The following is a 25,955-nucleotide window of genomic DNA, read 5'->3' as shown; positions in this document are numbered from 1 at the left end:
TCACTGCGGCGCGCCCGGCCGCCGTTTGTGAAACCGCGCCGTGCGGTGGTCTCACAGAACGTCGCGGCTCGCCGTGGCGGCAGCAGAAGTTGAGAGCAGTTCAGCTCAGCAGGCGCTCGCGCACGGCGGCGGCGGAACGGAGGAGCGCACCGCGGCAGGGGGCGTCGGGGCCGAGCTCGGACAGCCGGAACTCGATGGGGAACATCAGACGACGAGCGATCGCGTCCTGGAGCAGCGCGGGCAGCGTCGACTCCGACCGGGGGATCGTCGTGTTCAGGATGATCGCGTGGGGGTCCAGGGTGAGGGCCATCGCGGCGGCACCGAGCGCGATCTGCTCCGCGAAGGCGCGGACGGCGTCGAGCGCGTTCGGGTCGCCCTCATCGGCGGCTTCGAACGCCCCCGCCACCGTGTCGGCGCTACCGGCCGTGAGCGCCAGCCGGGCGCCTCGCCAGCCGATGTTCGCCAGCGAGCCGATCTCGCCGGCCGCACCGTTGGCACCCATGGCCACCTCGCCGTTGATGATCGAAGCCGCCGAGATCCGGTGTCCCGTGCGCAGGAGCACTGCGGTCTCTCCCGGCACCACCGAACCCGACATCGCCTCCAGGTGCGCGGCCAGCTTCGTGTCGTTGTCAAAGGAGACCGTGACGGACGGGAAGGCGGCCATGACGCCGGTGCGCAGGTCCCCGGTGATCCAGGCAGGCACGACGTGACTGAGCACGGGAACGCCGGCCGGATCGATCACCGCGGGCATTCCCACGATGAGCGAATCGATGCGTCGTGCGTCCAGGCCGCCGTCCTGCACGAGGGCGTCCACCATCGCGCGGATCGTCGACAGAGCGACCTCCGGATCACGCAGGTCCATTTCCCACCGGGCGGCGCGGGCGACGGGAGCACCGCGCAGGTCGCCAGCTAGTCCGGTGATCGCACCGGGACCGATGTCGACGGCGATCAGCGAACCGCCGGCGGCGGCGAACGCGTAGCGTCGGGCGGGTCGTCCGGCACGACCGGTCCGGGTGGTCTCGACGGTGACGTAGCTGGTGTCGACCAGATCGGTCAGCACCGCCTCCACAGTCGTACGGGAGAGTCCGGTGGCCTCGGCGAGCTGCGTGGAGGTGAGGGCCGCGTCGGCATCCCACAGGCTCGCCAGCACCGCGCGCTCGTTGAGCCGGCGCATCATCGCCAGATCGGTGCCCGTGGTGTCGCTCGCCATGCCATCTGGAATATCACAGCGGCGCACGCCGCGTCATCTCGGGCCGCGCCCATCTGACGGGCCTAGGATTTCTGACGTGTCCGAGATCGTCGTCCGACCTGCCCGCACCGACGATGTGCGTGCCATCCACAGCCTCCTCGAGCCGCTCGTCGATCGAAAGATCCTGCTGGGCAAGGAGATGGTGGCGCTCTACGAGGCGGTGCAGGAGTTCATGGTCGCCGAAGTCGACGGGGAGATCGTCGGCTGCGGCGCGCTGCACGTGATGTGGCGCAGCCTCGGCGAGGTGCGCACCCTCCTCATCCGCGAGGACTGGCTGCGCCACGGGATCGGCGGCCGTATCGTTGAGGCCCTCGAAGAGAAGGCCCGCGCGCTGGGGCTGCGGCGGCTGTTCTGCCTGACCTTCGAGGTGGAGTTCTTCTCCCGCCATGGCTTCGAGCCGATCGACGAGAAGCAGGTGGTGAGCGATGAGGTCTACGCGCAGCTGCTACGCAGCCCGGACGCGGGTGTGGCGGAGTTTCTCGACCTCGCCCACGTGAAGCCCAACACTCTGGGCAACACGCGCATGCTCAAGCACCTCGGCCCCCCGGAGCGGGCGTAGCCGCCGGCGCTCGGTGCGCCCTCAGGCCCGCTTCGGCCGGGCGGTCTAGCCTGGTGTCGTGATGAACGCCACCCCTCGCCGTCGGCAGTCGCCCGCCGTGTACCGCCGCCGGCGTCTCGCCGTGCTGCTGGTGCTGCTGGTCGTCGTCGCGGCGGTGGTCGTGCTCATCTGGCAGCCGTGGCGCACCGGCGCCGCGACGCCCGATGCGACCGCGCCGGTGACGACTCCGGACACCGGCGATTCGCCGCCCCCCGCGACCGATGCGGCGGCGACCGATACGCCGACGACGGACCCGTCCACGCCGGCGGAGCCCACCAGCACCGAGCCGCAGGCATGCACGGCGGCGCAGGTCTCGGTCAGCGCGGCCACGGACAAAGACCAGTACGCGGCCGGAGAGAACCCCCAGCTCACCCTGACGTTGACCAATACCTCAGCCGGTCCCTGCACGCTGGACGTGGGCACGGCCCTGCAGGTGTTCAGCATCTCCAGCGGCAGCGATGTGTACTGGCGGTCCACCGATTGCCAGGCCAATCCCACCAACCAGGCCGCGACGATCGAAGCGGGGCAGAGCGTGTCGTCGCAGACGCCCGTCATCTGGGACCGCACGCGGTCGGATCCGGCCACGTGTGACGACCCCAACCGCGAGGTCGCCCCCGCCGGCGGTGCGTCGTATCACCTGAGTGTCTCGATCGGCGGCATCGCCTCCACCGAGACCCGCCAGTTCCTCCTCTACTGACACCTCCTCGTCTCTGCCCGGCCGCGAGGCTTCCGTCCGCGGGAGACAATCGTCGGATTGCGCTGCTCGGCCCACCGGGGGAAGCCTCGCGGTGTGAGTGGGTCGCACCACGGCGGGGAGTGGTATAGGCTGAACCCAGCTCCCGGTTCACTCGATTGTGAGTTGTCCCCAGCAGCGAACGCCGGCAAACGTCCCCAACTTCAGCCGATGCATCAATCGTTCCGGAGAGCAGCGGGCCCTCTCACATGCCCCGGCCCCCAATGGGTCATCTGAGAGGGCCCACCCCTTTTTCCCGATCGCGGTGGCGTGCGTCCGGGCGGATACCCTGGATCCATGGCGTCAGCTCGCAAGAAGATCACCACGAAGGAGTTCCGCTCCGAGGCGCTCGCCCAGGCGCTGGAGAAGCAGGACATGGCCGCGGTCGCGCTCGCACTGCGCAACGGCAACACGGTGGTTCCGCTGCTCAAGCCCGGCGGCCGCGACAACCCGCTCGACGGCGGCGAGGTGTGGACCTACCGCGACGCGAGCACCGGACAGGTGGCGTTGCTGCTGTTCAGCGATGCCCGCAACAAGCCCGCGAACCTCCCGCCGGGCGTCGGCCTGTTCTCACCCCTCTGGCTGCGCGACTTCCTCGAAGAGCATCACGAGGAGATCACCACCGTCTTCTTCGACATCGCCGGCCCGCACGTGATGCAGGCGAGCGTCGACGACCTGCGCTCGGCGCTGGCACTGTGAGCGTCGCCGTGCGCCGCAGCGCGCTCATCGCCGCCGTCGTTCTGCTGGGCGCATCGCTCACGGGATGCTCCGTCTTCTCGGGGGCGGGGGACGAGGAGGTGCCGGATTCCGGACCCGTGGCCTACTACCCGAAGGCCAGCTCCGAACTCACCGACACGGCGGCGGGCAAGCTCGCCGTCACCGCCGAGTGCGTGACGCTCACGGCAGAAGACGGGAACACCGTGCTTCCGGTCTTTCCCGTGGGGCAGGCGGAGTGGAACGGCACCACTCTGACCGTGGGTACGCAGACCGTCGCCGCCGGTGAATCGATCGACCTGCGCGGCGGCTACGTCGACAACGGGATGATCGGGCCGGTCACGTATGTCCCGGCCGGATGCACGTACGACCGCATCTTCTTCGTCGCGGCAGAGAAGGCTTCCGCATCACCGAATAGCTGATTCGTTTCATTTCGCGTTTGACGTTCGAGGCGACGCTCGGCAGGATCGATGTTGACGATCACATTTCAACGTTGACATGGCGAGGCACGAATGCACTACGGCGGCGACTACAACCCGGAGCAGTGGCCCCGCGAGGTGTGGAACGAGGACATCGACCGCATGCGCGAAGCCGGCGTCACGATGGTGAGCCTCGGCATCTTCTCGTGGTCGCGGATCCAGCCCGACGAAGGCGTCTTCGATTTCGAGTGGCTCGATGACATCATCGACCGGCTGCATGCGGCCGGGATCACCGTCGACCTCGCCACGGCCACCGCGTCGCCGCCGCCGTGGATGCATCTGAAGTATCCGGAGATCCTGCCGGTGACGGCCGAGGGCACAATCCTCGGACCGGGCAGTCGCCAGCACTACGCGCCAAGCTCCCCGGTGTACCGGCGACTGGCCGCGGAGCTCGTCAGCGCGATCGCCGCGCGTTACGCGAACCATCCGGCGGTCGTGATGTGGCATATCAACAACGAGTACGGCTGTCACCTCGTGGCGGACTACTCCGATGCCGCCGCCGTCGCCTTCCGGGACTGGCTGCGGGCGCGCTACGGGTCGGTCGCCGCCCTGAACGCGGCATGGGGCACGAGCTTCTGGTCGCAGATGTACTCGGACTTCGAGCAGGTGCTCCCGCCCCGCGCGGCGCCCTACCACCACAACCCGGCGCACCGTCTCGACTTCCACCGGTTCACCTCCGACTCCATGCTTGAGCTGTACCTGATGGAGAAGGAGATCATCCGCGCGTCCGGGGCACTGCAGCCCATCACCACGAACTTCATGGGACAGTCGCCCACCGTGGACTACTGGAAGTGGGCGCCGCATCTCGACGTGATCAGCGACGACTGCTACCCCGACCCCAACGATCCGGATTCGTTCCGCACGGTCGGCGGGTTCCATCGCGATCTGATGCGTTCGTTCGCGGGTGGACCCGGCTGGCTGCTGATGGAGCAGGCATCCGGGGCGCTGAACTGGCGACCTGCCAACGCGCCGAAGGCTCCGGGTCAAATGGCGGCGCTCAGCATGCAGGCCGTGGCCCGCGGCGCGGACGGGGTGCTCTTCTTCCAGTGGCGGCAGTCGCGGGCAGGGACCGAGAAGTTCCACTCGGCGATGCTCCCGCATGCGGGAACCGGCACCCGCATCTGGCGTGAGGTTGTGGCGCTGGGCGAGACCCTGGCCGAGCTCCCGGCGCTTCCCGAGACGGACGACACCGCTCGCATCGGGCTGGTGTTCGAGTACGAGAACATGTGGGCGCTCTCGGGCACGGATCATCCGGTCGGCATCGACTACATGGAGATCGTCAAGCGGTGGTACGCGGCGTTCGACGCGGCCGCGATCGGGGTCGACTTCGTGCACCCTGCGGCGGATCTGACTCGATACGACCTGGTCGTTGCGCCCCAGCTTTACCTGCTGACCGATGCGGCCGCTGACAACCTGCGGGATTACGTCGCGGCTGGCGGCACTCTCCTGGTCGGGGCGTTCAGCGATGTGGTGGACGAGCAGGACGCGTTCCTTCCCGGGGGCTTCCTCACCCGGCTCGGCGAGACGCTGGGCATCCGGCTCGAGGACTTCGGTGGGCTGGTCCCCGCGGCGGAGCAGGGACCCGGCGAGCGGGTTGTGCGTGTGGTTTCGGGCGACGGCGCCATCTCGCCGTTCGAGGGTGAGCTGCTGGCCGAGGAGATCCATGCGACGCGTGCGGAGGTGGTCGCCCGATTCAGCGGCGGCCGTCGGGATGGTGACCCGGCGCTCACGGTGAACAGCGCCGGTGCCGGGCGGGCCTTCTATCTCGCGACGATTCCGACCACCGCGGCGACGCGCGCCCTCGCACCGTACTTCGCAGCCCAGGCCGGGGTGGCGCCGCTCATCGCCGAGTTGCCTGCGGGCGTCGAGGTTGCGCGCCGGGGATCGGTGCTGACGGTGATCAACCACTCGACCGACCCGGCGCACGTCAGAGTGGCGGGGAAGGACATCCGCACGGACGAGCGCGTGGAGGACCCGGAACTGGAGCCGTTCGGCTGGGTCATGCTCCGCACGTGACCGTGCGGGGGACGTGAGTGCGTGCGGGCCCGCTGGAGCGACCACCGACCGCGGGTCAGAAGTCCGGGGACTCCTCACCCGCTCGGGGCAGCGTCCGGGTGTTCAGGATGTTGAGCACCCCGGCGAGGTCCTGGAAGCGTTCATCCACGACGTGCGCATACCCCAGCCGGGCGGCCTCGCTGCGGCGACGTGCGGCCTGGGTGACGGCACGCACCTCGCTGGCGAGGGAGAGCTCACCGATAGCGGCGACCGTGCGCGGGATCGCCCGGTTCTTCACGGCGTGGTAGACCGCCACGGCGATGGCGAGGTCGGCGGCGGGCTCCGTGAAGCGGACGCCTCCCACCGTGGAGACGTAGACGTCCTGCCCGCTCAGCCGGAGCCCGGCCCGGCTTTCGAGCAGGGCGAGCACCATGGCAACGCGCGCGCCGTCGACCCCCTGCACGACGCGTCGGGGGTTGGGAGCGCTGGTGGCGATGGTGAGCGCCTGCACCTCCACGGCGAGTGCGCGTCGGCCTTCGAGAGCGATGCCCACACACGTGCCGGGCTGCGGCTTGCCGCGGGAGAGGAACCGCTGGGAGGGGTCGGGGACCTCCGCGATGCCGTCGCCGGTCATCTCGAAGCAGCCGACCTCGTCCGTCGCCCCGAAACGGTTCTTCAGCGAGCGCAGGAATCGCAGCGCCGTCTGCGGATCGCCCTCGAACTGGCAGACCACGTCGACCAGGTGCTCCAGGAGCCGGGGCCCGGCCACCTGTCCGTCTTTGGTGACATGGCCGACGATGATGATCGGCAGGTCGCGCTCCTTGGCCACCCGCACCAGCGTGGCCGCCACCTCCCGCACCTGGCTGGGGTGCCCCGCCGCACCATCGGAGAGCGCGGAGGAGACCGTCTGGACCGAGTCGACGATGACCAGCCCCGGCTCGACGGCATCGATGTGGCCGAGGATGGTGCCGAGATCCGTCTCGGAGGCGAGGTAGAGCTCATCGTCGAGAGCTCCGGTGCGTTCGGCGCGCAACCGGACCTGCGCGGCGGACTCCTCGCCGCTGGCGTAGAGCACGCGCCGGCCCGAGCGGGCTGCCGCCGCCGCGACGTCGAGCAGCATCGTGGATTTGCCCACGCCGGGTTCCCCGGAGAGCAGGATGACGGCACCGGGAACCAGCCCGCCGCCCAGGACGCGGTCGAACTCGCCGACGCCCGTGGTGCGGCGGGGGACCTGCGTGGTGTCGACCTGCGTGATGGGCCGCGCAGACCGATCGGAGGCCGGGATGACCGCCTGCACCTGCGGCCGGGCGATGCCGGTCTGCTCGGCCGTCTCCACCACCGTTCCCCACTGCTGACACTCGCCGCAGCGGCCCACCCACTTCGGCGCCGTCCAGCCGCACTCGGTGCAGCGGTATCCGGCGGTGCTCGCGCGTTTGGTGGTGGCCATGTCTCCAGGCTAGGCGGTGCCACCGACACTGCCGTCGCGCTGTGAAACGATGGGGGAATCCCCGAGTGAAGCGAGCTCACATGTCACAGCCCCAGGGCGCCCTGCTGGTCGGCAGCGTCAACTACCCCGACGCGGAGACCACCTTCCGCACCGCCGCGAACGTCCTCGGCGCGAGGCTCAAACGGATCCCCGACGGGGAGGTGGGCAAGCGCTTCCACTGGATCATGTGCCAGCCCGACATCCTGGGGCAGACGGAGGGGATCGAGCGCGTCGGCGCCGAACCCATTCCCTTCCCCGCCGGTCTCGACGCCCGCTCGCTGCGCATCGCCGACGGAGTCTCCGCGGCCGACCTCCGCCTCCCGCCGCTCGGCTACGCCGCCGCCGGACGGGAGTCCTATGCGATCTTCAGCAGGCTGCGCGAGGACGGCGTGATCAGCCGGGGCACGCGCTTCGAGGTGGCGCTTCCCACGCCGCTCGCCGTGGTGAACTCCTTCTTCCCGTTCGAGCAGCGCGCAGCCATCGACCCCGTCTACACCGCGGCCATCGAGCGCGAGGTGGCGGAGATCCTCGCCGCGATCCCGCACGAAGATCTGGCGATCCAGTGGGACGTCGCCCCCGAGATGGGGATCATCGAGGGCGCCGAGACCTACGGCACCCGGATGCGCGCGTGGTGGACCGATGCCGATCCGCTGGAGGACCTCGCGGCGCGCGTGGCGCAGATGGTCGATCTTGTCCCCGCCGACGTGGAGGTGGGCGTGCACCTCTGCTACGGCGATGTGGCGGAGAAGCACTTCGTGGAGCCGACCGATGCCGGCAACCTCGTTGCGATGGCCAACGCCACCGTGCGCGCCGCGTCGCGTCCGGTCACCTGGCTGCATCTGCCCGTGCCGATCGAGCGTGACGACGACGCCTACTACGCCCCGCTCAACGGCCTCGCGCTCGCGGATGAGACAGAGCTGTACCTGGGCCTCATCCACCGCGAGGACGGTGTCGAGGGCGCCCGCCGTCGCATCGCCGTCGCGCTCCAGTACGCGCCGGTCTTCGGTGTGGCCACGGAGTGCGGCTGCGGTCGTGCGCCGCAGGAGGCTACCGCGGGACTGCTGGCGACACATGCGGAGGTCGCCTCCGCGTGGTGAGAGGCAGGCGGGCCGGCTGAGTACACGCCGGCTCGCTCCCGCCCGCATCGGGAATCGACCGTCCGGGGGAGGCGCGTGGGCGGTGCGCTGAGTGTCAACGACATCCCGGATCGCCGGGCGGAGCCCCGCAGCGGTCACCCCCGTCGGCTAGCGACCCCGGTTAGGCGCCGTGCGCTGCCGACGCCTCTTCGTCGCGGGGCGGATTGCGGATGCCCAGCCAGCTGACGATGCCCCCCGCCGCGAACAGCGCGGCGGTGACGATCGCCGCGGAGTGGAAGCCGGCCAGGTTCAGCGAGCCGCCGACGATCGTCGACAGCATCGCGATCACGATCAGGCCCGCGAACCGGGAGACCGCGTTGTTGACGGCGGAGGCGATCCCGGACTGCTCGGGCCCGATCGAGCCGAGGATCGCGGAGGTGAGCGGCGAGACGGTCACGGCCAGGCCGAAGCCCATCACGATCATCGCCGGAAGCACCTGCCACCAGTAATCGAAGTCCTGCGCCACCAGCAGGAGCAGCAGCGCGCCCGCTGCCATGATCAGCGGCCCGACGCTCATGAACAGGCGTGGGCCGAGCTTTCCGCTGAGCGCTCCCATGCGCGAGCTCAGCAGGATCATCATGATGGTGACCGGCAGGCTCGCCAGGCCCGCGAGCGTCGCCGACATCCCCGCTTCCTCCTGCAGGTAGATCCCCATCACGAAGCCGTTGAGCGGGAGTGCTGCGTAGATGAACAGCGTCGCGAGATTGCCCCACGCGAAGTTGCCCACGCGGAACAGTGAGAAGGGCAGGATCGGGTGGGCAACGCGGGTCTGGCGCCAGAGGAACACGGCCAGCACCACGACCCCGCCGACGAGGAAGGCGATCGTGAACGGCGACGTCCATCCGAAGCGCGGCTGTTCGATGAGGCCCACGGTCAGCAGCCCCAGCCCCACTGCGCATGCGACGCCTCCGAACCAGTCGATGCGCAGCCGGCTGTTCGTGTCGGCCTCCGTCAGCCGTGTGAGCAGCCAGAGGGTGATGGCGATCGGGACCACATTGATGAGGAACGCGAGCCGCCACGAGGCATGATCGGTGAGCAGGCCGCCGAGCACCGGTCCCACGAGCATGGCGCCGGTGGTGACCGCGGTCCACACCCCGATCGCGTGTCCCTGAGCAGGGCCGGAGATGCGCGAGGTGATGAGGGCGAGGGAACTCGGCAGCAGGAAGGCGCCGGCGGCACCTTGGACCACGCGGCCGATCACCAGCATCGTGGGATCAATCGATGCCGCGATGACGACGGAGGCGATCCCGAAGCCGATCAGACCGACGCGCATCACCAGGACGCGCCCGTAGGCGTCGGCGATGGACCCGGCGAGCAGCATCAGCGCGCTCAGGCTGACGAGGTAGCCGTCCACCACCCACTGCTGAGTGATGAGCCCGCCGTGAAGCTCACGCTCGATGGCGGGCAGGGCGACGTTGACGATGGACGAATCCAGCATCGTGACAAACGACGCGAGGATCGCGATGGTGGTCACCAGGCGCTGCTGACCGGTCAGAGCGGTGCTCATCGGGCTCCCTTCGGGATTCGCGGAACACACTACTCCTGAACATCACAGAACGATCACGAAACATCAGATGAAGTCGCGTTTGTAGGTAAGGCTTACCTATGTTGGAAGGGCGGCCACGTCTGCCGCGGCAATCCACACACCGTCAATCGACAGGAGTTCCTCGTGCGCGCACGACCCATCTTCCGACGCTCGCTCGCTGCTGGAGCGGCACTCGCCGCCCTCGCACTGATCGCCACCGGCTGCTCCGGTGAGGCCGCCGGAGCAGGGGTCGAACCCACCGCGTCCGCCACCGAGGTGACGGCCACCGAGGTCACGATCACCGACAACCACGGCGAGATGACCGTGCCGGTGAACCCCAAGAGCGTCGTCGCGCTCGACAACACGGTGATGCAGACGCTGAACGACTGGGACATCGCACTCGCTGCGGCGCCGAAGGGCGTCATGGGCACGGTATGGCCGAAGTACACCGACGACCCGAAGGTGCTCGACGTGGGCATGCACCGCGAGCCCAACCTGGAGGCCATCGTCGAAGCCGAGCCCGACCTCGTGATCGGTGGCTACCGCTTCGCCTCCTTCTACAACGACATCATCGCCCTCGCGCCCACCACGATCGAGCTCAGCCCGCGCGACGGTGAGGACCCGGTGGAGGAGCTCAAGCGGCAGACCACCATCCTCGGCCAGATCTTCGCTCGTGAGGACGACGCCGAGAAGCTGAATGCCGCCATGGATGAAGCGCTCGCGGCGGCGAAGAAGAGCTACGACGGCACCTCCACCGTGGCAGGCCTCATCACCTCCGGCGGCAAGATCAACTACGCCGCCCCCGGTGAGGGACGTGGCGTCGGCTCGCTGTTCACCGAGCTGAACCTGGTCCCCGCGATCGACAGCTCGGGCTCCACCAACCACCAGGGCGACGAGATCAGCGTCGAGGCGATCGCTGCCGCTGGTCCCGAGTGGCTCATCGTGCTCGACCGCGACGGCGCGTTCCAGGAGGACGGCTACATCTCCGCGGCGGAGCTCATCGAGCAGTCCGAGGCGCTGAAGAACGTCCCCGCCGTGCAGAAGGGGCAGATCGTCTACCTCGACAGCAACTTCTACCTGACCGAGGGCATCCAGGCCTACACCGGACTGTACGACTCGGTGGCGCAGGCCTTCTCGGGCGCGAAGAGCTGATGACCTCCGGACCGGGCCACGCATCGTGGCCCGGCCCGGATCCGACGCCGCGGGCCGGAGGCTCCTCTCCGGTCCGCGGCCCCTGTCCGCTGCTCACGGATACGCAACGCATGACTGATTCCGCACCATCGGCCACCCCTCGCATCCGGCGACTGCCTGCCTGGCTCCCCCCGGCCCTGGGGGTGATCGGCGTTCTCGGGCTCCTCGCCCTCTCGCTGTCGGTCGGCGCGTACGACCTCGGTCGCGACGAGTTCGGCGGTGAGCTGTTCTGGATCACGCGCGTTCCGCGGACGATCTCGCTGGTGCTGGCCGCGATGGCGATGTGCGTGGCCGGACTCATCATGCAGCTGCTCACCCAGAACCGGTTCGTCGAGCCGACCACGACGGGAACCACCGAATGGGCGTCGCTGGGACTGCTGCTGATCACGCTGCTGGCTCCGCAGGCCGGAATCCCGGTGCGGATGATCGTGGCGTCCGCGGCCGCCTTCGCCGGAACGATGCTGTTCATCCTGGTGCTGCGGCGGATCAAGCTGCGGTCCTCGCTCATCGTGCCGCTGGTGGGCATGATGCTCGGCGCCGTGGTCTCCGCGTTCACCACGTACCTCGCCGCCTCCACCAACATGCTGCAGATGCTGGGAACGTGGTTCCAGGGGTCCTTCTCCGCCGTGGTCCGAGGTCGCTACGAGTCGTTGTGGGTGGTGGCGATCGTGGTGGTGCTGGTGTGGATCGCCGCCGACCGCTTCACCGTGGCCGGGCTCGGGAAGGACGTCGCGACCAGCGTGGGCCTGAACTACGAGCGCGTGGTGTTCATCGGCACGGCGCTCGTCGCCATCGCCGCGGGCGTGACGACCGTGGTCGTCGGCTTCCTGCCGTTCCTCGGGCTCGTCGTGCCGAACCTCGTAACCATGGCGCGCGGTGACAACCTGCGCTCCAACATCCCGTGGGTGGGTCTCGGGGGCGCCGCGCTGGTGCTCGCCTGTGACGTGATCGGCCGCGTCATCATCTTCCCGTTCGAGATCCCGGTGTCGATGATCCTCGGCATCGTGGGTGCAGCCGTCTTCATCGCGCTGCTGCTGAAGGGACGTCCCCGTGGCTGAGGCGAGGACGGTGAAGCGCACGGTCCCGGTACCCCTGCGGTTCGCGATCGTGGCGGCGGTCGTCCTGGTCGCCGCGGTGCTGGTGATGACCTGGGACATCGGTCCCGAACCCGGCAGCAAGGGATTCTGGCTGATCGTGCGGATGCGCTCGGTGACGGTGGTGACGATCCTCCTGGTCGCCGCCTGCCAGGGGGTCGCGACGGTGCTGTTCCACACCGCCACCGGCAACCGGATCCTGACGCCGTCGATCATGGGCTTCGATGCGCTCTACGTGCTGATCCAGACGGCGATGGCCTTCTTCCTCGGCGCGCAGGCGCTCAGCGCGACCGACGGGGTGCCCAAGGTGCTGGTGCAGAGCGCCGTGATGGTGGCGTTCGCGACCCTGCTGTACGGCTGGCTGTTCGGGGGGCGGCGCGGCAGTCTGCATGTCACGCTGCTGGTGGGGCTGGTGCTGGGCGCCGGATTCGGAACGCTGTCCAGCTTCATGCAGCGCATGCTGATCCCGGGTGACTTCGACATCCTCGCGGCCCGGCTGTTCGGCAACATCTCCAACTCGAACGCGGAGTACCTGCCGGTGGGATACGGCATCGTGGCGGTGATCCTGCTGCTCGTGTTCGTGCGCCGGCACCGTCTCGACGTGCTCGCGCTCGGGCGTGACACCGCCACCAACCTCGGCCTCAACCACAAGCGCGAGGTCATCACGACGCTCGTGATCGTGGCGGTGCTGGTCTCCATCTCGACCACGATGGTGGGCCCGATGACCTTCTTCGGATTCATCGTGGCGACCCTCGCGTATCAGCTCACCGGCTCGCAGGAGCATCGGCGGGTGCTGCCGTTCGCCGTCCTGCTGGGCGCTGCGATGCTGCTCGGTGCGTACTTCATCCTTCATCACGTGTTCAACGCCGCCGGTCTCGTGACCGTCATCATCGAGTTCGTCGGCGGTCTGGCGTTCGTGATCCTCCTGCTGCGAAAGGGGTCGATGTGATCAGCTTCACCGACGTCTCCCAGTCCTACGGCGACCTGCGCGTGCTCGGTCCCGTCACCCTCGAGATCCCGGCCGGGGGAGTGACCGCGCTGGTCGGCCCGAACGGGGCCGGCAAGTCGACGCTGTTGACCATCGCGGGACGCCTGCTGGATCCCTCCACGGGCACGGCCAGCGTCGGCGGCCACGACGTGCAGCGGACGCCGTCGCGCGAGCTCGCGAAGGTGGTCTCGATCCTGCGGCAGGAGAACCACTTCGTGACCCGGCTCACGGTGCGTCAGCTCGTGGGCTTCGGGCGTTTCCCCTACTCGCAGGGACGGCTCACCGCGGCCGATCGCGAGGCCGTGGATGCGGCGCTGGAGTTCCTCGATCTCGTGCCGCTGGCCGGGCGGTATCTCGACGAGCTCTCCGGCGGCCAGCGTCAGCGTGCCTACGTGGCGATGGTGCTGGCGCAGGAGACCGACTACCTGCTGCTGGACGAGCCCCTCAACAACCTCGACATGAAGCACGCCGTCGCGATGATGAAGCAGCTGCGCCGCGCGGCCGACGACCTCGGCCGCACCATCGTGATCGTCCTGCACGACATCAACTTCGCCGCCGCCTACGCCGACCGCGTGGTGGCGCTGCGCGACGGTCATGTGGAGCACGTCGGCACGCCCGCGGAGTTCATGGTTCCCGAGGTGCTGGAGCGCGTATTCGACACCCCGATGCAGGTACGTACGGACGGCGATTTCCCCCTGGCCGTCTACTACCGCTGACCCGACGCGCCCGGCGCGTTCTTGCTGGTTTGGAGCATGGGTCCGCGTGCCGTAAGCTTGATCTCGGTGACGTGTCCGAGCGGCCGAAGGTGCAACTCTCGAAAAGTTGTGTAGGGTAACCCCCTACCGTGGGTTCAAATCCCACCGTCACCGCTCCTGAGGCGCATGTTTCCGTTGAGAAGTCAAATCCCGCGGAAACATGCGCCTCTCTCGTTGTCAGCGGAGGTGTTGCGCCGGAATTTGTGTTGACATTTTGTGTTGACACGGCCCGTTCTCGCCGGTCACGATGATGACGATGACATCTCCAGACGGTCTCATGCCCCTCAAGCGTGAGGCGGTTCCGTCGAAGGAGATCCGCGCATGGGCCAAGGAACAGCCGGCGAAGATCCGTGACCTCATCAAGTCGGACCGTGGCGCGGTCCCGAAGGCTGTCATCGCCGCCTACAACGAAGCGAACGGCACCAAGTACTGACTCACCACCTATAAGAAGGCCTCCGGTAGATTCGGAGGCCTTCTCTACGGGCGAGGTTCGGGGGAACCGATGAGCATCATCGGCCACGATGCGGTGGGCTACGTCTTCCGCACGGACTGTGACCGTGAAGGCTGGTCCTACATAGGCCAAAGCACGCGGCTCGACGCAGAGCATGTGCGGTCGTACTTCGGCAGCGGGACGAACATTACGGAAGCGATCGCTCAGCACGGCACTGAGGTGCTTACGAAGCGAGTGCTGGCGAGCGCGCGAACCGCCACAGAGTTGCACTACCTTGAAATGCTCCACATCGCGGAGGCGCGGGCCGAAGGCGTGCTCTTACTAAACGGTGACTTCGGTGGTCCTCGACCGTTCCCAACGATGCAGCGCTATCTGCGTGAAGAGTTGCCTGAGGCGATGATGGCGGCGTTGCTCCGCGACCACGACGCCTTTTATCGCCTGATCGCCGAAAACAGGGGGCAGGTTGAAGCAGCCATCGACAGCGCGAGTTCCATCACGACCGACGACTTCTACACGGGCTACGAGCGGGATCTTCACGCCCTCATGGACCTCTCTCACCCGTGCCCCGCCTGTGGGTCACCGGTCGGTGAAGTGTGCCGAACCAACTCCAAGTCGCTGACGAAGCCCCACAATCCCTGTGTGAATCACAAGACGCGGCCCCGCGGTTAGCCGACGAGCACGAGCCAGGCAGTCCGAAAGCAATGCCCCGGGCACGGTCGCCGCTAGCATCCCACCATGGGGTTTGACACTTACTTCGACGTTGCCGACCGCACGCTGATCGACTACCGCAAGCAAGCCGGTGATCTGCCAAGGTTCGTGTTCGACTCCTCTGATGCGGTTATCGAAGGTGGCAGCGACGAGGATCAGCCCGACAGCGTCGACTTCGTGACCACCGCGGAGGGTGCTCTAGCCGTGCTTGAAGCACAGGGGTTCGGCTGGAACGCTTGCGTTGCCGCGTACGGTGCTGTTCGAGGTGGAGGCATCGCTGGAAGTCTTCTCACCGGCATGTATATGGCCGAGAAGTACTTCAAGAAGGGTAAGAAGGGGAAGATCGAGAACGCCAGGTGTGACGCAGAGAAGCGGATCGAGAAAGAGGCTGAAGCGACTCCTCACGATGACTTGACTGCACTCGGACAACTCCTTGCGGCGTCGTGGCTGGATGAAACGGTCGATAAGCCTCTGTTCTTGAACGAGTTCCTGTGGGGCGACATACCCGAACGATCAACAGGACAGATCTCACAGGTCATCTCCGCCGCCCAAGAGGCTGGTGTAGACCCGCTCCCTCCCGCGAGAGCCATCGAGGCACTAGGAAGTCTCTTCCGTGAGGCTCGGCTCGTCGCATGGCCTATTCTCATGACCGTCTTCATGACTCATCTTCCTAGCGACACTTCTGTCAGCTACTCGCTTAGCGGGGGTATGGATGAGTTCGAGATCGTGGACAGATCATCCGCGCAAGACTTTGTCGATAAATGGTGGACCGGCACGGGTGAAGCGGTTGCAGATTACGCACGTAACCTTGGTGTCTTATTCGGTGTGCTGGCTGACTTCGAAGGTCGCTTGGGGCCGCAATACTGGTTCGGTCAAGCGATCGCCGCTCTCGACCACCTCGAAGCGCTGAATGTGGACCGATCAACTAGTACGAACAAGCAGCGTGGCGATGCGCTTGAGCGCCTTGTTGAAGCCTTGTTCAACGCTGAGGGTCCAGAACTCGTAGTGGCTGAGAAGAACTTCCGCACTGAGGAAGAGGAAGTCGATCTCGTTCTGCGGAGCAACCTTCCTGACCCATACTGGGCGGCACAGAAGAGCCCGTATTGGTTTGTTGAGTGCAAGAACTGGTCCACGCCCGTAGGCGTCCCTGAGATTCGCATATTTGAGTCGAAGATGGATGATCGAAAGTCCACCGTCCGAGTTGGCGTGTTCGTGTCCACCAACGGCTTCTACACCACCGCAGTCGAACGCCTCAAGTCTGCTCAGGTGAAGGACGTAGGCCTCATCTACGCGATCACTCTCGAAGACATTCGCGGCTTACTCAACCGTCGCCAGACGCTATCGAGCTGGCTACTCAATGAGGGGGCCATGCGCGCCTTCGGGGGCGGCCTTACCGGCGCGAAGGATTGACTTCGCCTAAGAGCCTCTACTGCTCCTTGATCCCGAGGGCATAGCGGACGTGGACGTTGGAGGCCGGATCACGCCAGGCGCTTAGGACCATCGCGCACCGTTGATCGAAGTTCGGATCAAGCTCGATGCTGATGGTGCGGCCGTCGACGAGCACGAATCCCTCGTAGAACTGAGTCGAGCTGCGGCCGATCTTCTTCGCCTCGATGACCATCGCGCACGCGCAGTTCGAGTCCATCCACCCCTTCGGCGATGGCAACGGCCGCACCGGTCGAGCTCTCATCGGCGCGATCCTCCGACGCCGCGGTGTCACCCGGAACACGGTTGTCCCCGTCGGCAGCGGCCTGCTCGCTCGTCGCGATGACTACTTCGACGCGCTCGGCAGCTATCGGGCCGGTCGTCTCCGAGCCCTGCTTGAGCCGATGCTCCGGTCTGCTGTCGCCGCGGCTGAGGAGGGGAGGGCGTCGGTGCAGCGGATCAAGCAGTTCCCGCGGCTATGGGAGGAGCAGGCGGGGGCGCGGCGCGGATCCACAGCTGCCCTCCTGATCCCGGCGTTCTTCAACGATCCCGTCATGAGCATCGCTGACGTCGAGCGCGTCGCGGGACGGGTGTCCCCGAAGCTCTATGGCGCGATCGCGAGCCTCGAAGAGGCGGGCATCGTCCAGGAGATCACCGGGCGCAGACGCGATCGGGTGTGGGCTGCCAGCGATCTCATGGCCGAGCTCGATGACCTTGACCGGCGGATCGCCGCGGCGATGAGGCAGCTGTAGTCGCCGATCCCGCGCCGACGTCACATCTCCCGCCGGGGGGACTGACGCTGACGGCGGGTGTGCTCGTGCTGATCAGCCCGCCGCCGGTGGGTGCCAGCTCTCGGCGGGATCGATGGCGCTCGCGATCTTCGTGCTCACCGTGCGCAGCTGGCGCGCCTGCGCCGGCGTTAGGGTGTCGAACACGACCCGGCGTACCAGGGCCTGATGCGCCGGCGTCGACTCCGCCACCTTGTCGTGACCCGCGGGAGTGAGCACGCCGAGGGTGAAGCGACCGTCGGTGGGGTCGATCTCGCGGCGCACCCAGCCCTTCGCTTCGAGTCGGGAGATCGCGCGCGACAGGCGAGAGAGCGTGCAGCTGGCGTAGGTCGCCAGCACGCTGAGGCGCAGGGTGCGCTCCGGCGCGGAGTCGAGCGCGAAGAGGATGCCGTGCTCGAAGTGTGTGAGGCCGCTGTCGCGCTGCAGCTGGGCATCCAGCGCAGCGGGGAGGCGTTCGAGCACGGTGGCGAGACTCGCCCAGATCTCCAGTTCGTCCGGGCTCAGCGGTGCGGCGATTGGTTGCTCAGGCATGTGACAAGGATAGCCCTCGGAGTGCTTTGACTTGCTCAGGAAAGTGAAAGTGACCTAAGCTTGCTTTCCTGGGCAAGTAAACCTGGCGTTCACGAAGCGCCATGAGGGAGTGATCATGGATCTGCGGCTACAGGGAAAGACGGCGTTCATCAGCGGATCGACGCAGGGGATCGGGTACGCGATCGCTGCGGCGCTCGCGGTCGAGGGCGTCGCCGTGACGCTGAACGGACGTGACGAGTCCCGCGTCGATGCCGCCGTTGCCCGGCTGCGCGGCGAACACCCGACGGCACGGGTCGCGGGTGTCGCGGCCGACTTCGCCGATGCCGGACAGGTGGACGTGCTTGTACAGCAACTGGGCGACGTCGACATCCTGGTGAACAGCGTCGGCATCTTCGGCCTCTCCGATTTCGCCGCGGTCACCGACGACGAGTGGATGCGCTACTTCGAGGTGAACGTGATGAGCGGCGTTCGTCTCTCTCGTGCTGTTCTCGGCGGAATGCTCGAGCGCGGGTGGGGGCGCATCATCTTCATCAGCAGCGAGTCGGGCGTGAACGTCCCGGCTGACATGGTGCACTACGGCATGACCAAGGCGGCGACGCTTGCGGTCGGCAACGGGTTGTCGAAGCTCACGCGCGGCACCGCTGTCACCGTGAACACCGTGCTCGGCGGGCCCACGTTCTCCGACGGCGTCGCTGCGTCCGTCGCGGCGGCCGCAGACGCCCGGTCCGTCCCGGCCGACGCGATGAAGGCCGCCATCATCGGTCAGAATCGCACCACGTTGCTGGAGCGCTTCATCGAGCCGGACGAGGTCGCGAACCTCGTCGCCTACCTCGCAAGCCCGCGTGCTTCGGCCACCAACGGCGCCGCGCTCCGCGCTGATGGAGGCGTGCTCACTGCGATGCTCTGACGCGGTGGGAGATCGAAAACGCACCCCCGGGGCGCGCGGGCGGTGCGTTTTCGATCCCTCACCGGGCGTCGGAGGCGAGATACCGTGCGGCGAAGGTGTCGATACGGCGGTGTGTCGCGGTGAGCGCCACCACTGCCTTTCCCGTCGCCGGCTGCACGCTGAACTGAGCCTGCGATCCCCACGTACCACCGGAATGGGAGATCTCCCGCGTGGATCCGGATCCGGTGAGGAACCAGCACAGTCCGAGCTGTGCCTTCTCGTCGAGGTGATGGTGCACGGTGGTGGCCACCCGCAGCCCCTCGGCGACGCCGGCGGGGGCGGTGTCGATCAGCGCGTCGGCGAGGCGCTGCAGGTCTCCGATGGTCGACGCGTACATCCCTGCCGCCGGCATTTCGTCCTTCAGATACGGCAGCGCCGCTCCCCTCGGACTTGTCGGGCGCGCAACGACGTCGGCACAGGTCACCGGTCGATCCAGGCCCGTGCGGGTCATGCCCAGCGGGTCCAGCAGCCGTGTGCGGACGAGCTCCTCGAACGGGAGGCCCGTCGCCGCGGCCAGCGCGTCGCCGAGAAGGCCGACCCCCATGCTGGAATAGCCGAATCGACCGCGGCTGCGTGCGCGGCGAGCCGCCGCATGCAGGTGCTCACGATAGGCGCCTGCCGTCACCCCGCGCCAGGGATCGCGCCGGCTGAATCCGAGCGCCGTGGCCATCTCACGCAGGAAGAGGGCGCGCGGCGTGTTCGGGAGTCCGGACCGATGGGTGGCGAGATCGCGGAGGGTGGGAGCGGTGTCTCGCCACGGGAGCCGCTCACCGTGGATTTCGTCGACGGGGGCATCCGGATCGACGTCACCGCTGGCGATGAGCACGCCGAAGAGCGAGCCCGTGAGAGCCTTGCTCACCGATCCGATCTCGAAGCGACGCGCGCGCGCGGCATCGGGGGAGCCGTATTGCATCCACGCCCCGTCGCTTCCGCGTACCGCCACCGCGAGATCCGCATCCGCGGACGCCGCCAGCGCCGAAAGCTCCGCCTGCATGTCCCCGAATGGCTCCGCACGTCGCATCGATGATTCCGCTTCCTTCTCGTCCGGCGTGGTCCATCCCACCGTAGGACGAGGGGTGGTGCGTGCACATCCGTCCGCAGACGGACATGGCGCAGGGAAAAGGCAGCCCGGAGACCTACGCGAGAGGCGTTTTCATCGCTGAGCCTGGCTTCACCCTCGGCGGGGTCGATAACCTGCTGACACACGCGCTGTTCAGCGTCGACGCGACGAATCCCCAGAAGGCACCTATGACCTACACCGCCGATCCCGCCCGATATGAAACGATCCACACCGCCCGCTCCGGACGGAGTGGCCTGATCCTGCCGCGGGTGTCCCTCGGACTGTGGAACAACTTCGGCGACGACCGCACGCTCGACATCCAGCGTGCTGTGCTGCGCCGTGCGTTCGATCTGGGGATCTTCCACTTCGACCTGGCGAACAACTACGGCCCGCCCGCGGGAAGCGCGGAGCAGAACTACGGCAAGATCCACCAGCTGGACTTCCGCCCCTACCGGGACGAGCTCGTGATCTCCACCAAAGCGGGCTATCAGATGTGGGACGGCCCGTTCGGGGAATGGGGCTCGCGCAAGACGATGATCGCCTCCCTCGATCAGTCGCTGCAGCGGCTGGGCCTGGACTACGTCGACATCTACTATTCGCACCGTCCCGACCCCGAGACCCCCATCGAGGAGACGATGGGTGCGCTGGCCACGGCGGTTCGTCAGGGCAAGGCGCTGTATGCCGGGATCTCCAACTACTACACCCCCGAGCAGACCCGTGCGGCAGCGGCCGCGCTGCGAGCCGAGGGCGTTCCGCTCACCATCCACCAGCCGCGCTACAACATGTTCGACCGACTCGTCGAGGAGACCGGGCTGCTGGATACGCTGACCGAGCTCGGCACCGGGGCGATCGCCTTCTCGCCGCTGGCTCAGGGCCTGCTGACCGATCGGTATCTGAAGGGAATCCCGAGCGACTCGCGCGCGGCCACCGGCCGCTGGATCAGCGAGTCCACGATCACGGAGCAGTACCTGGAGCGTGCCCGCGCGCTGAACGAGATCGCCGCCTCCCGGGGGCAGACACTCGCGCAGCTGGCGATCCAGTGGGTGCTGCGGGACCCGGCGATCACGAGCGCGCTGATCGGCGCATCGAGCGTGCGTCAGCTGGAGGACTCCCTGCGCGCGCTGGACGGCGAGCCGTTCACCGACGAGGAACTCGCGCGCCTGGAGCCGCTGGCGGCGAAGCCCGCCTGAGCACGAACGGTGCCGGGCGGGCCGCATCGCAACCCGCCCGGCACCGTTCGTGGCGCGGGAATCACTTCAGCCCGGACCTGACGAAGGCGTCCACCACATAGCGCTGCAGGAAAACGTAGATCAGCAGCACCGGAACACAAGCGAGGCCCGCTGCGGCCATCGTGGCGCCCCAGTTGTCGCCCTCAGCGGTGAGGAAGCTGCGCACACCCACCTGGATGAGGGCGTCGCCCTGGCGCATGATCAGCGCGGGCCACAGGTACTCGTTCCACGCCGAGATGAAGGCCATGATGCCGAGCGCGGCGAGCGCGGGCTTCGGCGTAGCCTATCTGCACACGGCAGATCTGGCCGGGCAGGAGCCTGCGGAAATCGGGGTTCATCGGTCACCTCGCGCACCATCCTGCCGTATCGAAGCGCGCCCGAGGGGTTCTCGAAGGCGATCCTGGCCTCGTCTCACCGGCCGTGGCATGGGAGGCTGGAACAGGTGATGGCGCCACCGACGGCGCCGTCGGGAGGAGGAGGCGACGTGGACGAATCAGAACCGGGTCAAGGTCGCGGTGAAGCATCCTTCGACTTCACCGGACGGCGCGTGCTCGTGACCGGCGGCGGGTCGGGTGTCGGGCTGGCCACGGCGCAGGCCTTCGCCGCCGCCGGCGCCGAGGTGGTCGTCATCGAAGTCAATGCGGCGGCCGCCGCGGTCGCACGGGACGCGGTGCCCGAAGTGATGGTCGATGCGGTCGATGTGACGGACGCGACCGGTCTGCGCGAGCTGGTCTCGGCGCGCGGAGACTTCGATGTCGTGGTGAACAACGCCATGATCTGCGGAGACGACGATTTCCTGTCGGCGACGCCCGAGCAGATGCGTCGGGAGATCGACGTGAACCTGATGGGGCCGATTCTCGTGTCCCAGGCGGTACTTCCAGGGATGATCAGCCGAGGCGACGGGGTCATCGTCAACATCTCCTCGATCAACGCCGCCCTGCACCTCGGCAACGAGGCGTACTCGGCGGCGAAGAGCGGGTTGCAGAGTCTCACCCGCTCCATCGCGACCGAGTTCGGGCCGGCCGGGGTTCGCTGCAACACGGTCGCGCTCGGCACTGTGGAGACGCCGGCCTGGACGCAGCGACGCGCGGCTGATCCCGGGGTGCTCGCGCGTCTGAGCGGCTGGTATCCGCTGCGCCGCGTCGGCACGGTTGCGGATGCCGCTGCCGCGGTGATGTTCCTGGCATCCGATGCCGCGCGATGGGTCACCGGCACGGTGCTCACGGTGGACGGCGGCTTCACCGCGGGCAATCTCCGGATGTCCGCCGACATCCGGGGTCATGACGACCAAACTGCGCCCTGACGTCCCGCCATACACAGACGGCCGTCCACCCGAGGTGAACGGCCGTCCTGATCTCCCGCGTTTCAGGAGTGCGGAACGACGACGGCCCGACCCGACAGCTGGCCCGCCTCCAGCTTGCGGTATGCCTCGAGCGCATCGTCCATGGTGAAGCGCTCCACGTCGGGAACGATCTGCCCGGCGCGGTACATCGCGGCCACGTCGTAGAGGTCGGAGAGGGAGCCCCAGTAGGTGCTGCTCAGCGTCGACTCGTACGGGGTGCCGAAGAAGTTCCACTCCACGGTGCCATTGGCAATGCCCACGATGATGATGCGCGAGCCGATGCCGGCGGCGGACTTCACCAGGTTCACCGTCGGCGCGACACCCACGAAGTCGAAGGCGGCATCGACGCCGCGGCCACCGGTGATCGCGCGGATCGCCTCCAGCTGTCCCTCGCCCCCGGGAACGGTGACGGCGCCGTTGGCCTCGGCGCGCGCCATCGCGTCCGGCTTTGAGTCGGTGGCGATGATCGTTGCCCCGGTGAGGGCGCGAAGAATCTGCACGGCGATCTGCCCGAGGCCGCCGAGACCCACCACCAGGGCGAACTTGCCGCCGCCGGCCAGGTTCGGAAGCGCCTGCTTGATGGCGTGATACGGCGTGAGCGCGGCGTCTGAGAGCGGCGCGGCGTCCACGGGGTCGGCGTCGCCGAGGGGGATCAGGTGGTGGGCCGGGACGGTGACGTACTCCGCCATCCCGCCGTTGCGGCCGAGGCCCACGGCCAGTGCCGGGTTCGTGGCGGCGTTCTCACAGTAGGTCTCCAGGCCCTGTGCGCACATGCGGCAGCGGCCGCAGCCGGTCGGGCCGTACACGAGGTAGGCGTCGCCCTTCTGGAAGCCGGAGACGCCTTCTCCGAGAGCCTCGATCCACCCGGAGACTTCGTGCCCGAGCACGAAACCGGGGGTGATGGAGCCCGGACCGTCAGCGGTGAAGTCGTGGTACACCGCGACATCGGAGTGGCACGCGCCGGATCCCGCCACCTTCAGCAGGACCTCGCCCGGCCCCGGAGCGGGCGTGGGCACGTCGGTGAGGACGGGGAAGGTCTGGTAGTTCTCGAAGACGACAGCGCGCATGGTGAACCTCCTGATGCAGCAGCTGCGGCCCGGCAGACGGGGGTGCCGGATCCCGCTCTTTCACTCTATTCCCGGGATGAGAGGGGAGGGCCGGCTGCTCTCCGCTGGAGCTCCCACCACTGCAGCAGCATGATGGTCTTGCCATCCACGATGCGTCCGTCGGTGATCATCGCGAGGGCATCGTGGCGGGGCAGCTCGACCACCTCGATGTCCTCGCCCTCCTCCCTGAGTCCGCCACCCTCGCCCGTGCAATCGGCGCGCGAGTATGGAGCGGCGTAGAAGTGCACGCGCTCCGTGACCGATCCCGGGCTCATGTACGCGGCGAACACCGGGGTGACTGTTCCGACGTCGACGCCGAGCTCCTCGGCCACCTCGCGCCGGATGGCCGTCTCCGTATCGTCGCCGTCCAGCAGGCCTGCCGCGGTCTCGATGAGCATGCCGTCGGGGTGTTCGTTCACGTAGGCCGGGAAGCGGAACTGGCGCGTGAGCAGAACCGTGTCCCGGTGCTCGTCGTAGAGCAGGATGGTCGCTCCGTCGCCGCGGTCATAGGTTTCCCGCTGCAGCGTGGACCAGGCGCCATCACGCCGCCGGTAGTCGAAGGTCGTGCGCCGCAGTACGTGCCACCCATCGGAGGTGACCTCCACGTCGTGGACCCGCACGTCGGGGTTGCGCGAGAGATCGCGGCCTGTGGCGTCGAGTCCGGTGCGTCCGCGTCTATCTGGGATTCCCGCTCCCGGGGTGAGGCGAAGCCGTGCGTCTGAAGTCATCGCGCTAGAATAGGATAAAACGTGCAAGAACGTGAAAGAACGGATGAGGATGCTTGCCGCGGAACGTCGTGATCACCTGCTGGACATCCTGCGCCGCGAGGGGAAGATCGTGGCGAAAGACGTCGCTGCGCGGCTGAGCCTGTCAGAGGACAGCATCCGGCGCGATCTCCGGGATCTCGCAGCGGAGGGACTGTGCCAGCGCGTCTACGGTGGCGCGGTTCCGGTGTCGCCGGCCGTCGCCGACTACGCCGGTCGGACCCTCATCGCCGCGGAGGGCAAGCGGCGCGTGGCGGCTGCAGCCGTGGGGCTGATCGACCCGGGCAGCACCGTCATCCTTGACGGCGGCACCACCGCGCTCGCCGTTGCGACTCTCCTCCCGCCCGCGCTGGAGTGCACCATCGTGACGCACAGCCCCACCGTCGCGGCCGCGCTGGTCAGCCACCCCCGCGTGGACGTCTTCATTCTCGGCGGCCGGCTCTTCAAGCACTCCGCGGTGGCGAGCGGGGCAGCGGCGATCGAGGCGGCGCAGCGCGTGGCGGCGGACCTGTTCCTGCTGGGCGTCACCGGCGTTCATCCGGATGCCGGGCTCACCACGGGAGACCCGGATGAGGCTGCGATGAAACGCGCGCTCGCAGGACGGGCGGCGGAGACGTATGTGCTGGGTTCGGCCGAGAAGATCGGCACCGCCTCACCCTTCGGCGTGCTGGATTTCAGCGAGGTGTCCGGCGTGATCACCGATGCGGACCCCGACGCCGATACGATGCGACTGCTCCGTCGCCGGGTGCGCATCCTCCCCGCCTGACCCGGCTCGAACGAAGGATCCGATCATGACTGTGACCTACCGGCACGTGGATGTGTTCGCCACCCGTCCCTTCACAGGCAACAGCCTGGCCGTGTTTCCCGGGGGTCCTGCGCTGTCGGCGCAGCAGATGCTCGTCATCACCCAGGAGCTTCGCCACTTCGAGACGATCTTCCTCGGCGAACCGAGCGAGGACAACGTGGTGGAGGCGCGCATCTTCGATCTGTTCGAGGAGCTGGACTTCGCCGGTCATCCGCTGCTGGGCGCCGCCGCGGTCCTGCACGAGTCGCGCGGGGCGAAGGGGGCGTTGCACTGGCGATTCCGCCTGAAGGATCGCACCGTCACCCTCACCACGCGGTCGACGACGAGCGGCTACCGGGTGGAGCTCGACCAGGGGGCGCCGCAGTTCCTCGGTGTCGTGGGCGGAACCGATCGCGAGGAGATCGCCGCGGCGCTCCACCTGGAAGCTCTCGCCGATCTTCCCCTGGAGGTCATGTCTACCGGTCTGCGGTATCTGATCGTTCCCGTGCGCGGGGGCCTGGACCGGGCGCGGATCGTGCGCGACGACTTCGCCGAGCTGATCGGCCGCCACGGAGCCCAATTCGCCTACCTGCTCGACGTCGAGGCGCTGGAGGGTCGCCACTGGAACAACGACGGAGCGATGGAGGACGTGGCGACGGGGAGTGCTGCCGGATGCGTGGGCGGCTACCTCGCGCGGCATGTCGTCGTGCCGGTGGGGGAGGAGTTCACCCTCCGGCAGGGGCGGTTCACCGGCCGCCCGAGCCGTAGCACGGTCCGCCCGGAGGGGGCAGCCGATGCTCTCACCAATGTCCGTGTCGGAGGTGATGTGGTGATGGTCGCCACCGGCGCGCTGGAGGCGATGCCCTGACGCCGAAGGG

28 protein-coding genes and 1 tRNA gene are annotated in these 25,955 nt (G+C 67.8%); 20 read left to right on the top strand and 9 right to left on the bottom strand.

What is annotated here, in order from left to right:
- Positions 1-100 precede the first annotated feature (100 nt).
- Complete coding sequence (locus LQ566_RS05910; RefSeq protein ID WP_231090678.1) at positions 101-1,210, bottom strand: ROK family transcriptional regulator; 1,110 nt, start codon at positions 1,208-1,210, stop codon at positions 101-103.
- Positions 1,211-1,286: 76 nt separating this feature from the next.
- On the opposite strand from LQ566_RS05910, the gene LQ566_RS05905 reads away from it, so the two are divergent.
- The 5 genes from LQ566_RS05905 to LQ566_RS05885 all read left to right on the top strand — a co-directional run bounded on the left by LQ566_RS05905 (position 1,287) and on the right by LQ566_RS05885 (position 5,789).
- Positions 1,287-1,808 (top strand): amino-acid N-acetyltransferase, encoded by a 522-nt coding sequence (locus tag LQ566_RS05905; RefSeq protein ID WP_231090677.1) that lies wholly within the window; start codon positions 1,287-1,289, stop codon positions 1,806-1,808.
- A gap of 61 nt (positions 1,809-1,869) precedes the next feature.
- Positions 1,870-2,544, top strand: a complete 675-nt coding sequence (locus LQ566_RS05900) for a hypothetical protein (RefSeq protein ID WP_231091388.1) — start codon at positions 1,870-1,872, stop codon at positions 2,542-2,544.
- Positions 2,545-2,877: 333 nt separating this feature from the next.
- A complete protein-coding gene (locus LQ566_RS05895) occupies positions 2,878-3,279 on the top strand; it encodes a dehydrogenase (RefSeq protein ID WP_231090676.1) in 402 nt (133 codons plus the stop codon).
- Positions 3,276-3,716, top strand: coding sequence for a hypothetical protein (locus LQ566_RS05890; RefSeq protein WP_231090675.1), 441 nt, complete (start codon positions 3,276-3,278; stop codon positions 3,714-3,716). The genes LQ566_RS05895 and LQ566_RS05890 overlap by 4 nt, the downstream gene beginning before the upstream one ends.
- Before the next feature lie 90 nt (positions 3,717-3,806).
- A complete protein-coding gene (locus LQ566_RS05885; protein ID WP_231090674.1) occupies positions 3,807-5,789 on the top strand; it encodes a beta-galactosidase in 1,983 nt (660 codons plus the stop codon).
- Positions 5,790-5,844: 55 nt separating this feature from the next.
- Here the strand turns inward: LQ566_RS05885 and radA are convergent, their stop codons facing one another.
- On the bottom strand, positions 5,845-7,215 hold the full coding sequence (radA, locus tag LQ566_RS05880; RefSeq protein WP_231090673.1) for a DNA repair protein RadA: 1,371 nt from the start codon (positions 7,213-7,215) through the stop codon (positions 5,845-5,847).
- Between the two features lie 80 nt (positions 7,216-7,295).
- Between radA and LQ566_RS05875 the strand changes: the two genes are divergently transcribed.
- A complete protein-coding gene (locus LQ566_RS05875; RefSeq protein WP_231090672.1) occupies positions 7,296-8,351 on the top strand; it encodes a hypothetical protein in 1,056 nt (351 codons plus the stop codon).
- Between the two features lie 160 nt (positions 8,352-8,511).
- Here the strand turns inward: LQ566_RS05875 and LQ566_RS05870 are convergent, their stop codons facing one another.
- Complete coding sequence (locus LQ566_RS05870; protein ID WP_231090671.1) at positions 8,512-9,897, bottom strand: MFS transporter; 1,386 nt, start codon at positions 9,895-9,897, stop codon at positions 8,512-8,514.
- Between the two features lie 162 nt (positions 9,898-10,059).
- Here LQ566_RS05870 and LQ566_RS05865 point away from each other — a divergent pair, with 162 nt between their 5' ends.
- The 8 genes from LQ566_RS05865 to LQ566_RS05830 all read left to right on the top strand — a co-directional run bounded on the left by LQ566_RS05865 (position 10,060) and on the right by LQ566_RS05830 (position 16,512).
- A complete protein-coding gene (locus LQ566_RS05865) occupies positions 10,060-11,067 on the top strand; it encodes a siderophore ABC transporter substrate-binding protein (protein WP_231090670.1) in 1,008 nt (335 codons plus the stop codon).
- A gap of 110 nt (positions 11,068-11,177) precedes the next feature.
- Positions 11,178-12,164, top strand: coding sequence for an ABC transporter permease (locus tag LQ566_RS05860; RefSeq protein WP_231090669.1), 987 nt, complete (start codon positions 11,178-11,180; stop codon positions 12,162-12,164).
- A gap of 10 nt (positions 12,165-12,174) precedes the next feature.
- Positions 12,175-13,149 carry an iron chelate uptake ABC transporter family permease subunit gene (locus LQ566_RS05855; protein ID WP_231090668.1) on the top strand — a complete coding sequence of 325 codons (975 nt, stop codon included), beginning with the start codon at positions 12,175-12,177 and terminating at the stop codon, positions 13,147-13,149.
- Positions 13,146-13,904: an iron ABC transporter ATP-binding protein gene (locus LQ566_RS05850; protein ID WP_231090667.1), complete on the top strand. Its 759-nt coding sequence runs from the start codon at positions 13,146-13,148 to the stop codon at positions 13,902-13,904. Before LQ566_RS05855 ends, LQ566_RS05850 begins: the two co-directional genes overlap by 4 nt.
- 65 nt (positions 13,905-13,969) lie before the next feature.
- A tRNA-Ser gene (locus LQ566_RS05845) sits at positions 13,970-14,057 on the top strand.
- A gap of 142 nt (positions 14,058-14,199) precedes the next feature.
- Positions 14,200-14,376: an Lsr2 family protein gene (locus LQ566_RS05840; protein ID WP_231090666.1), complete on the top strand. Its 177-nt coding sequence runs from the start codon at positions 14,200-14,202 to the stop codon at positions 14,374-14,376.
- A 69-nt stretch (positions 14,377-14,445) separates the two neighbouring features.
- On the top strand, positions 14,446-15,063 hold the full coding sequence (locus LQ566_RS05835; protein WP_231090665.1) for a GIY-YIG nuclease family protein: 618 nt from the start codon (positions 14,446-14,448) through the stop codon (positions 15,061-15,063).
- A gap of 66 nt (positions 15,064-15,129) precedes the next feature.
- Positions 15,130-16,512: a restriction endonuclease gene (locus LQ566_RS05830; protein ID WP_231090664.1), complete on the top strand. Its 1,383-nt coding sequence runs from the start codon at positions 15,130-15,132 to the stop codon at positions 16,510-16,512.
- Between the two features lie 16 nt (positions 16,513-16,528).
- Here the strand turns inward: LQ566_RS05830 and LQ566_RS05825 are convergent, their stop codons facing one another.
- Complete coding sequence (locus LQ566_RS05825) at positions 16,529-16,723, bottom strand: hypothetical protein (RefSeq protein ID WP_231090663.1); 195 nt, start codon at positions 16,721-16,723, stop codon at positions 16,529-16,531.
- Between LQ566_RS05825 and LQ566_RS05820 the strand changes: the two genes are divergently transcribed.
- Positions 16,716-17,279: a Fic family protein gene (locus tag LQ566_RS05820; RefSeq protein ID WP_231090662.1), complete on the top strand. Its 564-nt coding sequence runs from the start codon at positions 16,716-16,718 to the stop codon at positions 17,277-17,279. The genes LQ566_RS05825 and LQ566_RS05820 overlap by 8 nt on opposite strands.
- Before the next feature lie 72 nt (positions 17,280-17,351).
- Here LQ566_RS05820 and LQ566_RS05815 read toward each other — a convergent pair whose 3' ends face one another.
- Positions 17,352-17,846 carry a MarR family winged helix-turn-helix transcriptional regulator gene (locus tag LQ566_RS05815; RefSeq protein WP_231090661.1) on the bottom strand — a complete coding sequence of 165 codons (495 nt, stop codon included), beginning with the start codon at positions 17,844-17,846 and terminating at the stop codon, positions 17,352-17,354.
- Positions 17,847-17,961: 115 nt separating this feature from the next.
- Between LQ566_RS05815 and LQ566_RS05810 the strand changes: the two genes are divergently transcribed.
- Positions 17,962-18,753, top strand: coding sequence for an SDR family NAD(P)-dependent oxidoreductase (locus LQ566_RS05810; protein ID WP_231090660.1), 792 nt, complete (start codon positions 17,962-17,964; stop codon positions 18,751-18,753).
- A gap of 58 nt (positions 18,754-18,811) precedes the next feature.
- Here LQ566_RS05810 and LQ566_RS05805 read toward each other — a convergent pair whose 3' ends face one another.
- Complete coding sequence (locus tag LQ566_RS05805; protein ID WP_231090659.1) at positions 18,812-19,786, bottom strand: serine hydrolase domain-containing protein; 975 nt, start codon at positions 19,784-19,786, stop codon at positions 18,812-18,814.
- Between the two features lie 254 nt (positions 19,787-20,040).
- Here LQ566_RS05805 and LQ566_RS05800 point away from each other — a divergent pair, with 254 nt between their 5' ends.
- On the top strand, positions 20,041-21,042 hold the full coding sequence (locus LQ566_RS05800) for an aldo/keto reductase (protein ID WP_231090658.1): 1,002 nt from the start codon (positions 20,041-20,043) through the stop codon (positions 21,040-21,042).
- Between the two features lie 61 nt (positions 21,043-21,103).
- Here LQ566_RS05800 and LQ566_RS05795 read toward each other — a convergent pair whose 3' ends face one another.
- Positions 21,104-21,328, bottom strand: coding sequence for an ABC transporter permease family protein (locus LQ566_RS05795; protein ID WP_231090657.1), 225 nt, complete (start codon positions 21,326-21,328; stop codon positions 21,104-21,106).
- A 237-nt stretch (positions 21,329-21,565) separates the two neighbouring features.
- On the opposite strand from LQ566_RS05795, the gene LQ566_RS05790 reads away from it, so the two are divergent.
- Positions 21,566-22,384: an SDR family NAD(P)-dependent oxidoreductase gene (locus LQ566_RS05790; RefSeq protein WP_231090656.1), complete on the top strand. Its 819-nt coding sequence runs from the start codon at positions 21,566-21,568 to the stop codon at positions 22,382-22,384.
- A gap of 62 nt (positions 22,385-22,446) precedes the next feature.
- On the opposite strand, the gene LQ566_RS05785 is transcribed toward LQ566_RS05790, so the two are convergent.
- Entirely contained in the window at positions 22,447-23,490 is a 1,044-nt protein-coding gene (locus tag LQ566_RS05785) for an NAD(P)-dependent alcohol dehydrogenase (protein ID WP_231090655.1), read from the bottom strand.
- A 65-nt stretch (positions 23,491-23,555) separates the two neighbouring features.
- Complete coding sequence (locus LQ566_RS05780; protein ID WP_231090654.1) at positions 23,556-24,257, bottom strand: NUDIX domain-containing protein; 702 nt, start codon at positions 24,255-24,257, stop codon at positions 23,556-23,558.
- Positions 24,258-24,306: 49 nt separating this feature from the next.
- Here LQ566_RS05780 and LQ566_RS05775 point away from each other — a divergent pair, with 49 nt between their 5' ends.
- The gene (locus LQ566_RS05775) at positions 24,307-25,059 is read left to right on the top strand and encodes a DeoR/GlpR family DNA-binding transcription regulator (protein ID WP_231090653.1); all 753 of its coding nucleotides are present in this window, start codon (positions 24,307-24,309) and stop codon (positions 25,057-25,059) included.
- A 25-nt stretch (positions 25,060-25,084) separates the two neighbouring features.
- A complete protein-coding gene (locus LQ566_RS05770; RefSeq protein WP_231090652.1) occupies positions 25,085-25,945 on the top strand; it encodes a PhzF family phenazine biosynthesis protein in 861 nt (286 codons plus the stop codon).
- The last annotated feature ends 10 nt before the right edge of the window (positions 25,946-25,955 follow it).

It is taken from the genome of Microbacterium nymphoidis (genome assembly GCF_021044885.1).
Lineage (GTDB): Bacteria > Actinomycetota > Actinomycetes > Actinomycetales > Microbacteriaceae > Microbacterium > Microbacterium nymphoidis.
This window is presented reverse-complemented; position numbering and strand designations above follow the sequence as displayed.

Bases quoted from the DNA above. Each gene is read 5' to 3' on its own strand.
- LQ566_RS05910 (WP_231090678.1), bottom strand. From the start codon at position 1,210: ATGGCGAGCGACACCACGGGCACCGATCTGGCGATGATGCGCCGGCTC.
- LQ566_RS05900 (WP_231091388.1), top strand. From the start codon at position 1,870: ATGAACGCCACCCCTCGCCGTCGGCAGTCGCCCGCCGTGTACCGCCGC.
- LQ566_RS05895 (WP_231090676.1), top strand. From the start codon at position 2,878: ATGGCGTCAGCTCGCAAGAAGATCACCACGAAGGAGTTCCGCTCCGAG.
- LQ566_RS05885 (WP_231090674.1), top strand. From the start codon at position 3,807: ATGCACTACGGCGGCGACTACAACCCGGAGCAGTGGCCCCGCGAGGTG.
- radA (WP_231090673.1), bottom strand. From the start codon at position 7,215: ATGGCCACCACCAAACGCGCGAGCACCGCCGGATACCGCTGCACCGAG.
- LQ566_RS05875 (WP_231090672.1), top strand. From the start codon at position 7,296: ATGTCACAGCCCCAGGGCGCCCTGCTGGTCGGCAGCGTCAACTACCCC.
- LQ566_RS05870 (WP_231090671.1), bottom strand. From the start codon at position 9,897: ATGAGCACCGCTCTGACCGGTCAGCAGCGCCTGGTGACCACCATCGCG.
- LQ566_RS05860 (WP_231090669.1), top strand. From the start codon at position 11,178: ATGACTGATTCCGCACCATCGGCCACCCCTCGCATCCGGCGACTGCCT.
- LQ566_RS05840 (WP_231090666.1), top strand. From the start codon at position 14,200: ATGACATCTCCAGACGGTCTCATGCCCCTCAAGCGTGAGGCGGTTCCG.
- LQ566_RS05835 (WP_231090665.1), top strand. From the start codon at position 14,446: ATGAGCATCATCGGCCACGATGCGGTGGGCTACGTCTTCCGCACGGAC.
- LQ566_RS05830 (WP_231090664.1), top strand. From the start codon at position 15,130: ATGGGGTTTGACACTTACTTCGACGTTGCCGACCGCACGCTGATCGAC.
- LQ566_RS05820 (WP_231090662.1), top strand. From the start codon at position 16,716: ATGACCATCGCGCACGCGCAGTTCGAGTCCATCCACCCCTTCGGCGAT.
- LQ566_RS05825 (WP_231090663.1), bottom strand. From the start codon at position 16,723: ATGGTCATCGAGGCGAAGAAGATCGGCCGCAGCTCGACTCAGTTCTAC.
- LQ566_RS05815 (WP_231090661.1), bottom strand. From the start codon at position 17,846: ATGCCTGAGCAACCAATCGCCGCACCGCTGAGCCCGGACGAACTGGAG.
- LQ566_RS05810 (WP_231090660.1), top strand. From the start codon at position 17,962: ATGGATCTGCGGCTACAGGGAAAGACGGCGTTCATCAGCGGATCGACG.
- LQ566_RS05805 (WP_231090659.1), bottom strand. From the start codon at position 19,786: ATGCAGGCGGAGCTTTCGGCGCTGGCGGCGTCCGCGGATGCGGATCTC.
- LQ566_RS05800 (WP_231090658.1), top strand. From the start codon at position 20,041: ATGACCTACACCGCCGATCCCGCCCGATATGAAACGATCCACACCGCC.
- LQ566_RS05795 (WP_231090657.1), bottom strand. From the start codon at position 21,328: ATGGCCTTCATCTCGGCGTGGAACGAGTACCTGTGGCCCGCGCTGATC.
- LQ566_RS05785 (WP_231090655.1), bottom strand. From the start codon at position 23,490: ATGCGCGCTGTCGTCTTCGAGAACTACCAGACCTTCCCCGTCCTCACC.
- LQ566_RS05780 (WP_231090654.1), bottom strand. From the start codon at position 24,257: ATGACTTCAGACGCACGGCTTCGCCTCACCCCGGGAGCGGGAATCCCA.
- LQ566_RS05775 (WP_231090653.1), top strand. From the start codon at position 24,307: ATGCTTGCCGCGGAACGTCGTGATCACCTGCTGGACATCCTGCGCCGC.
- LQ566_RS05770 (WP_231090652.1), top strand. From the start codon at position 25,085: ATGACTGTGACCTACCGGCACGTGGATGTGTTCGCCACCCGTCCCTTC.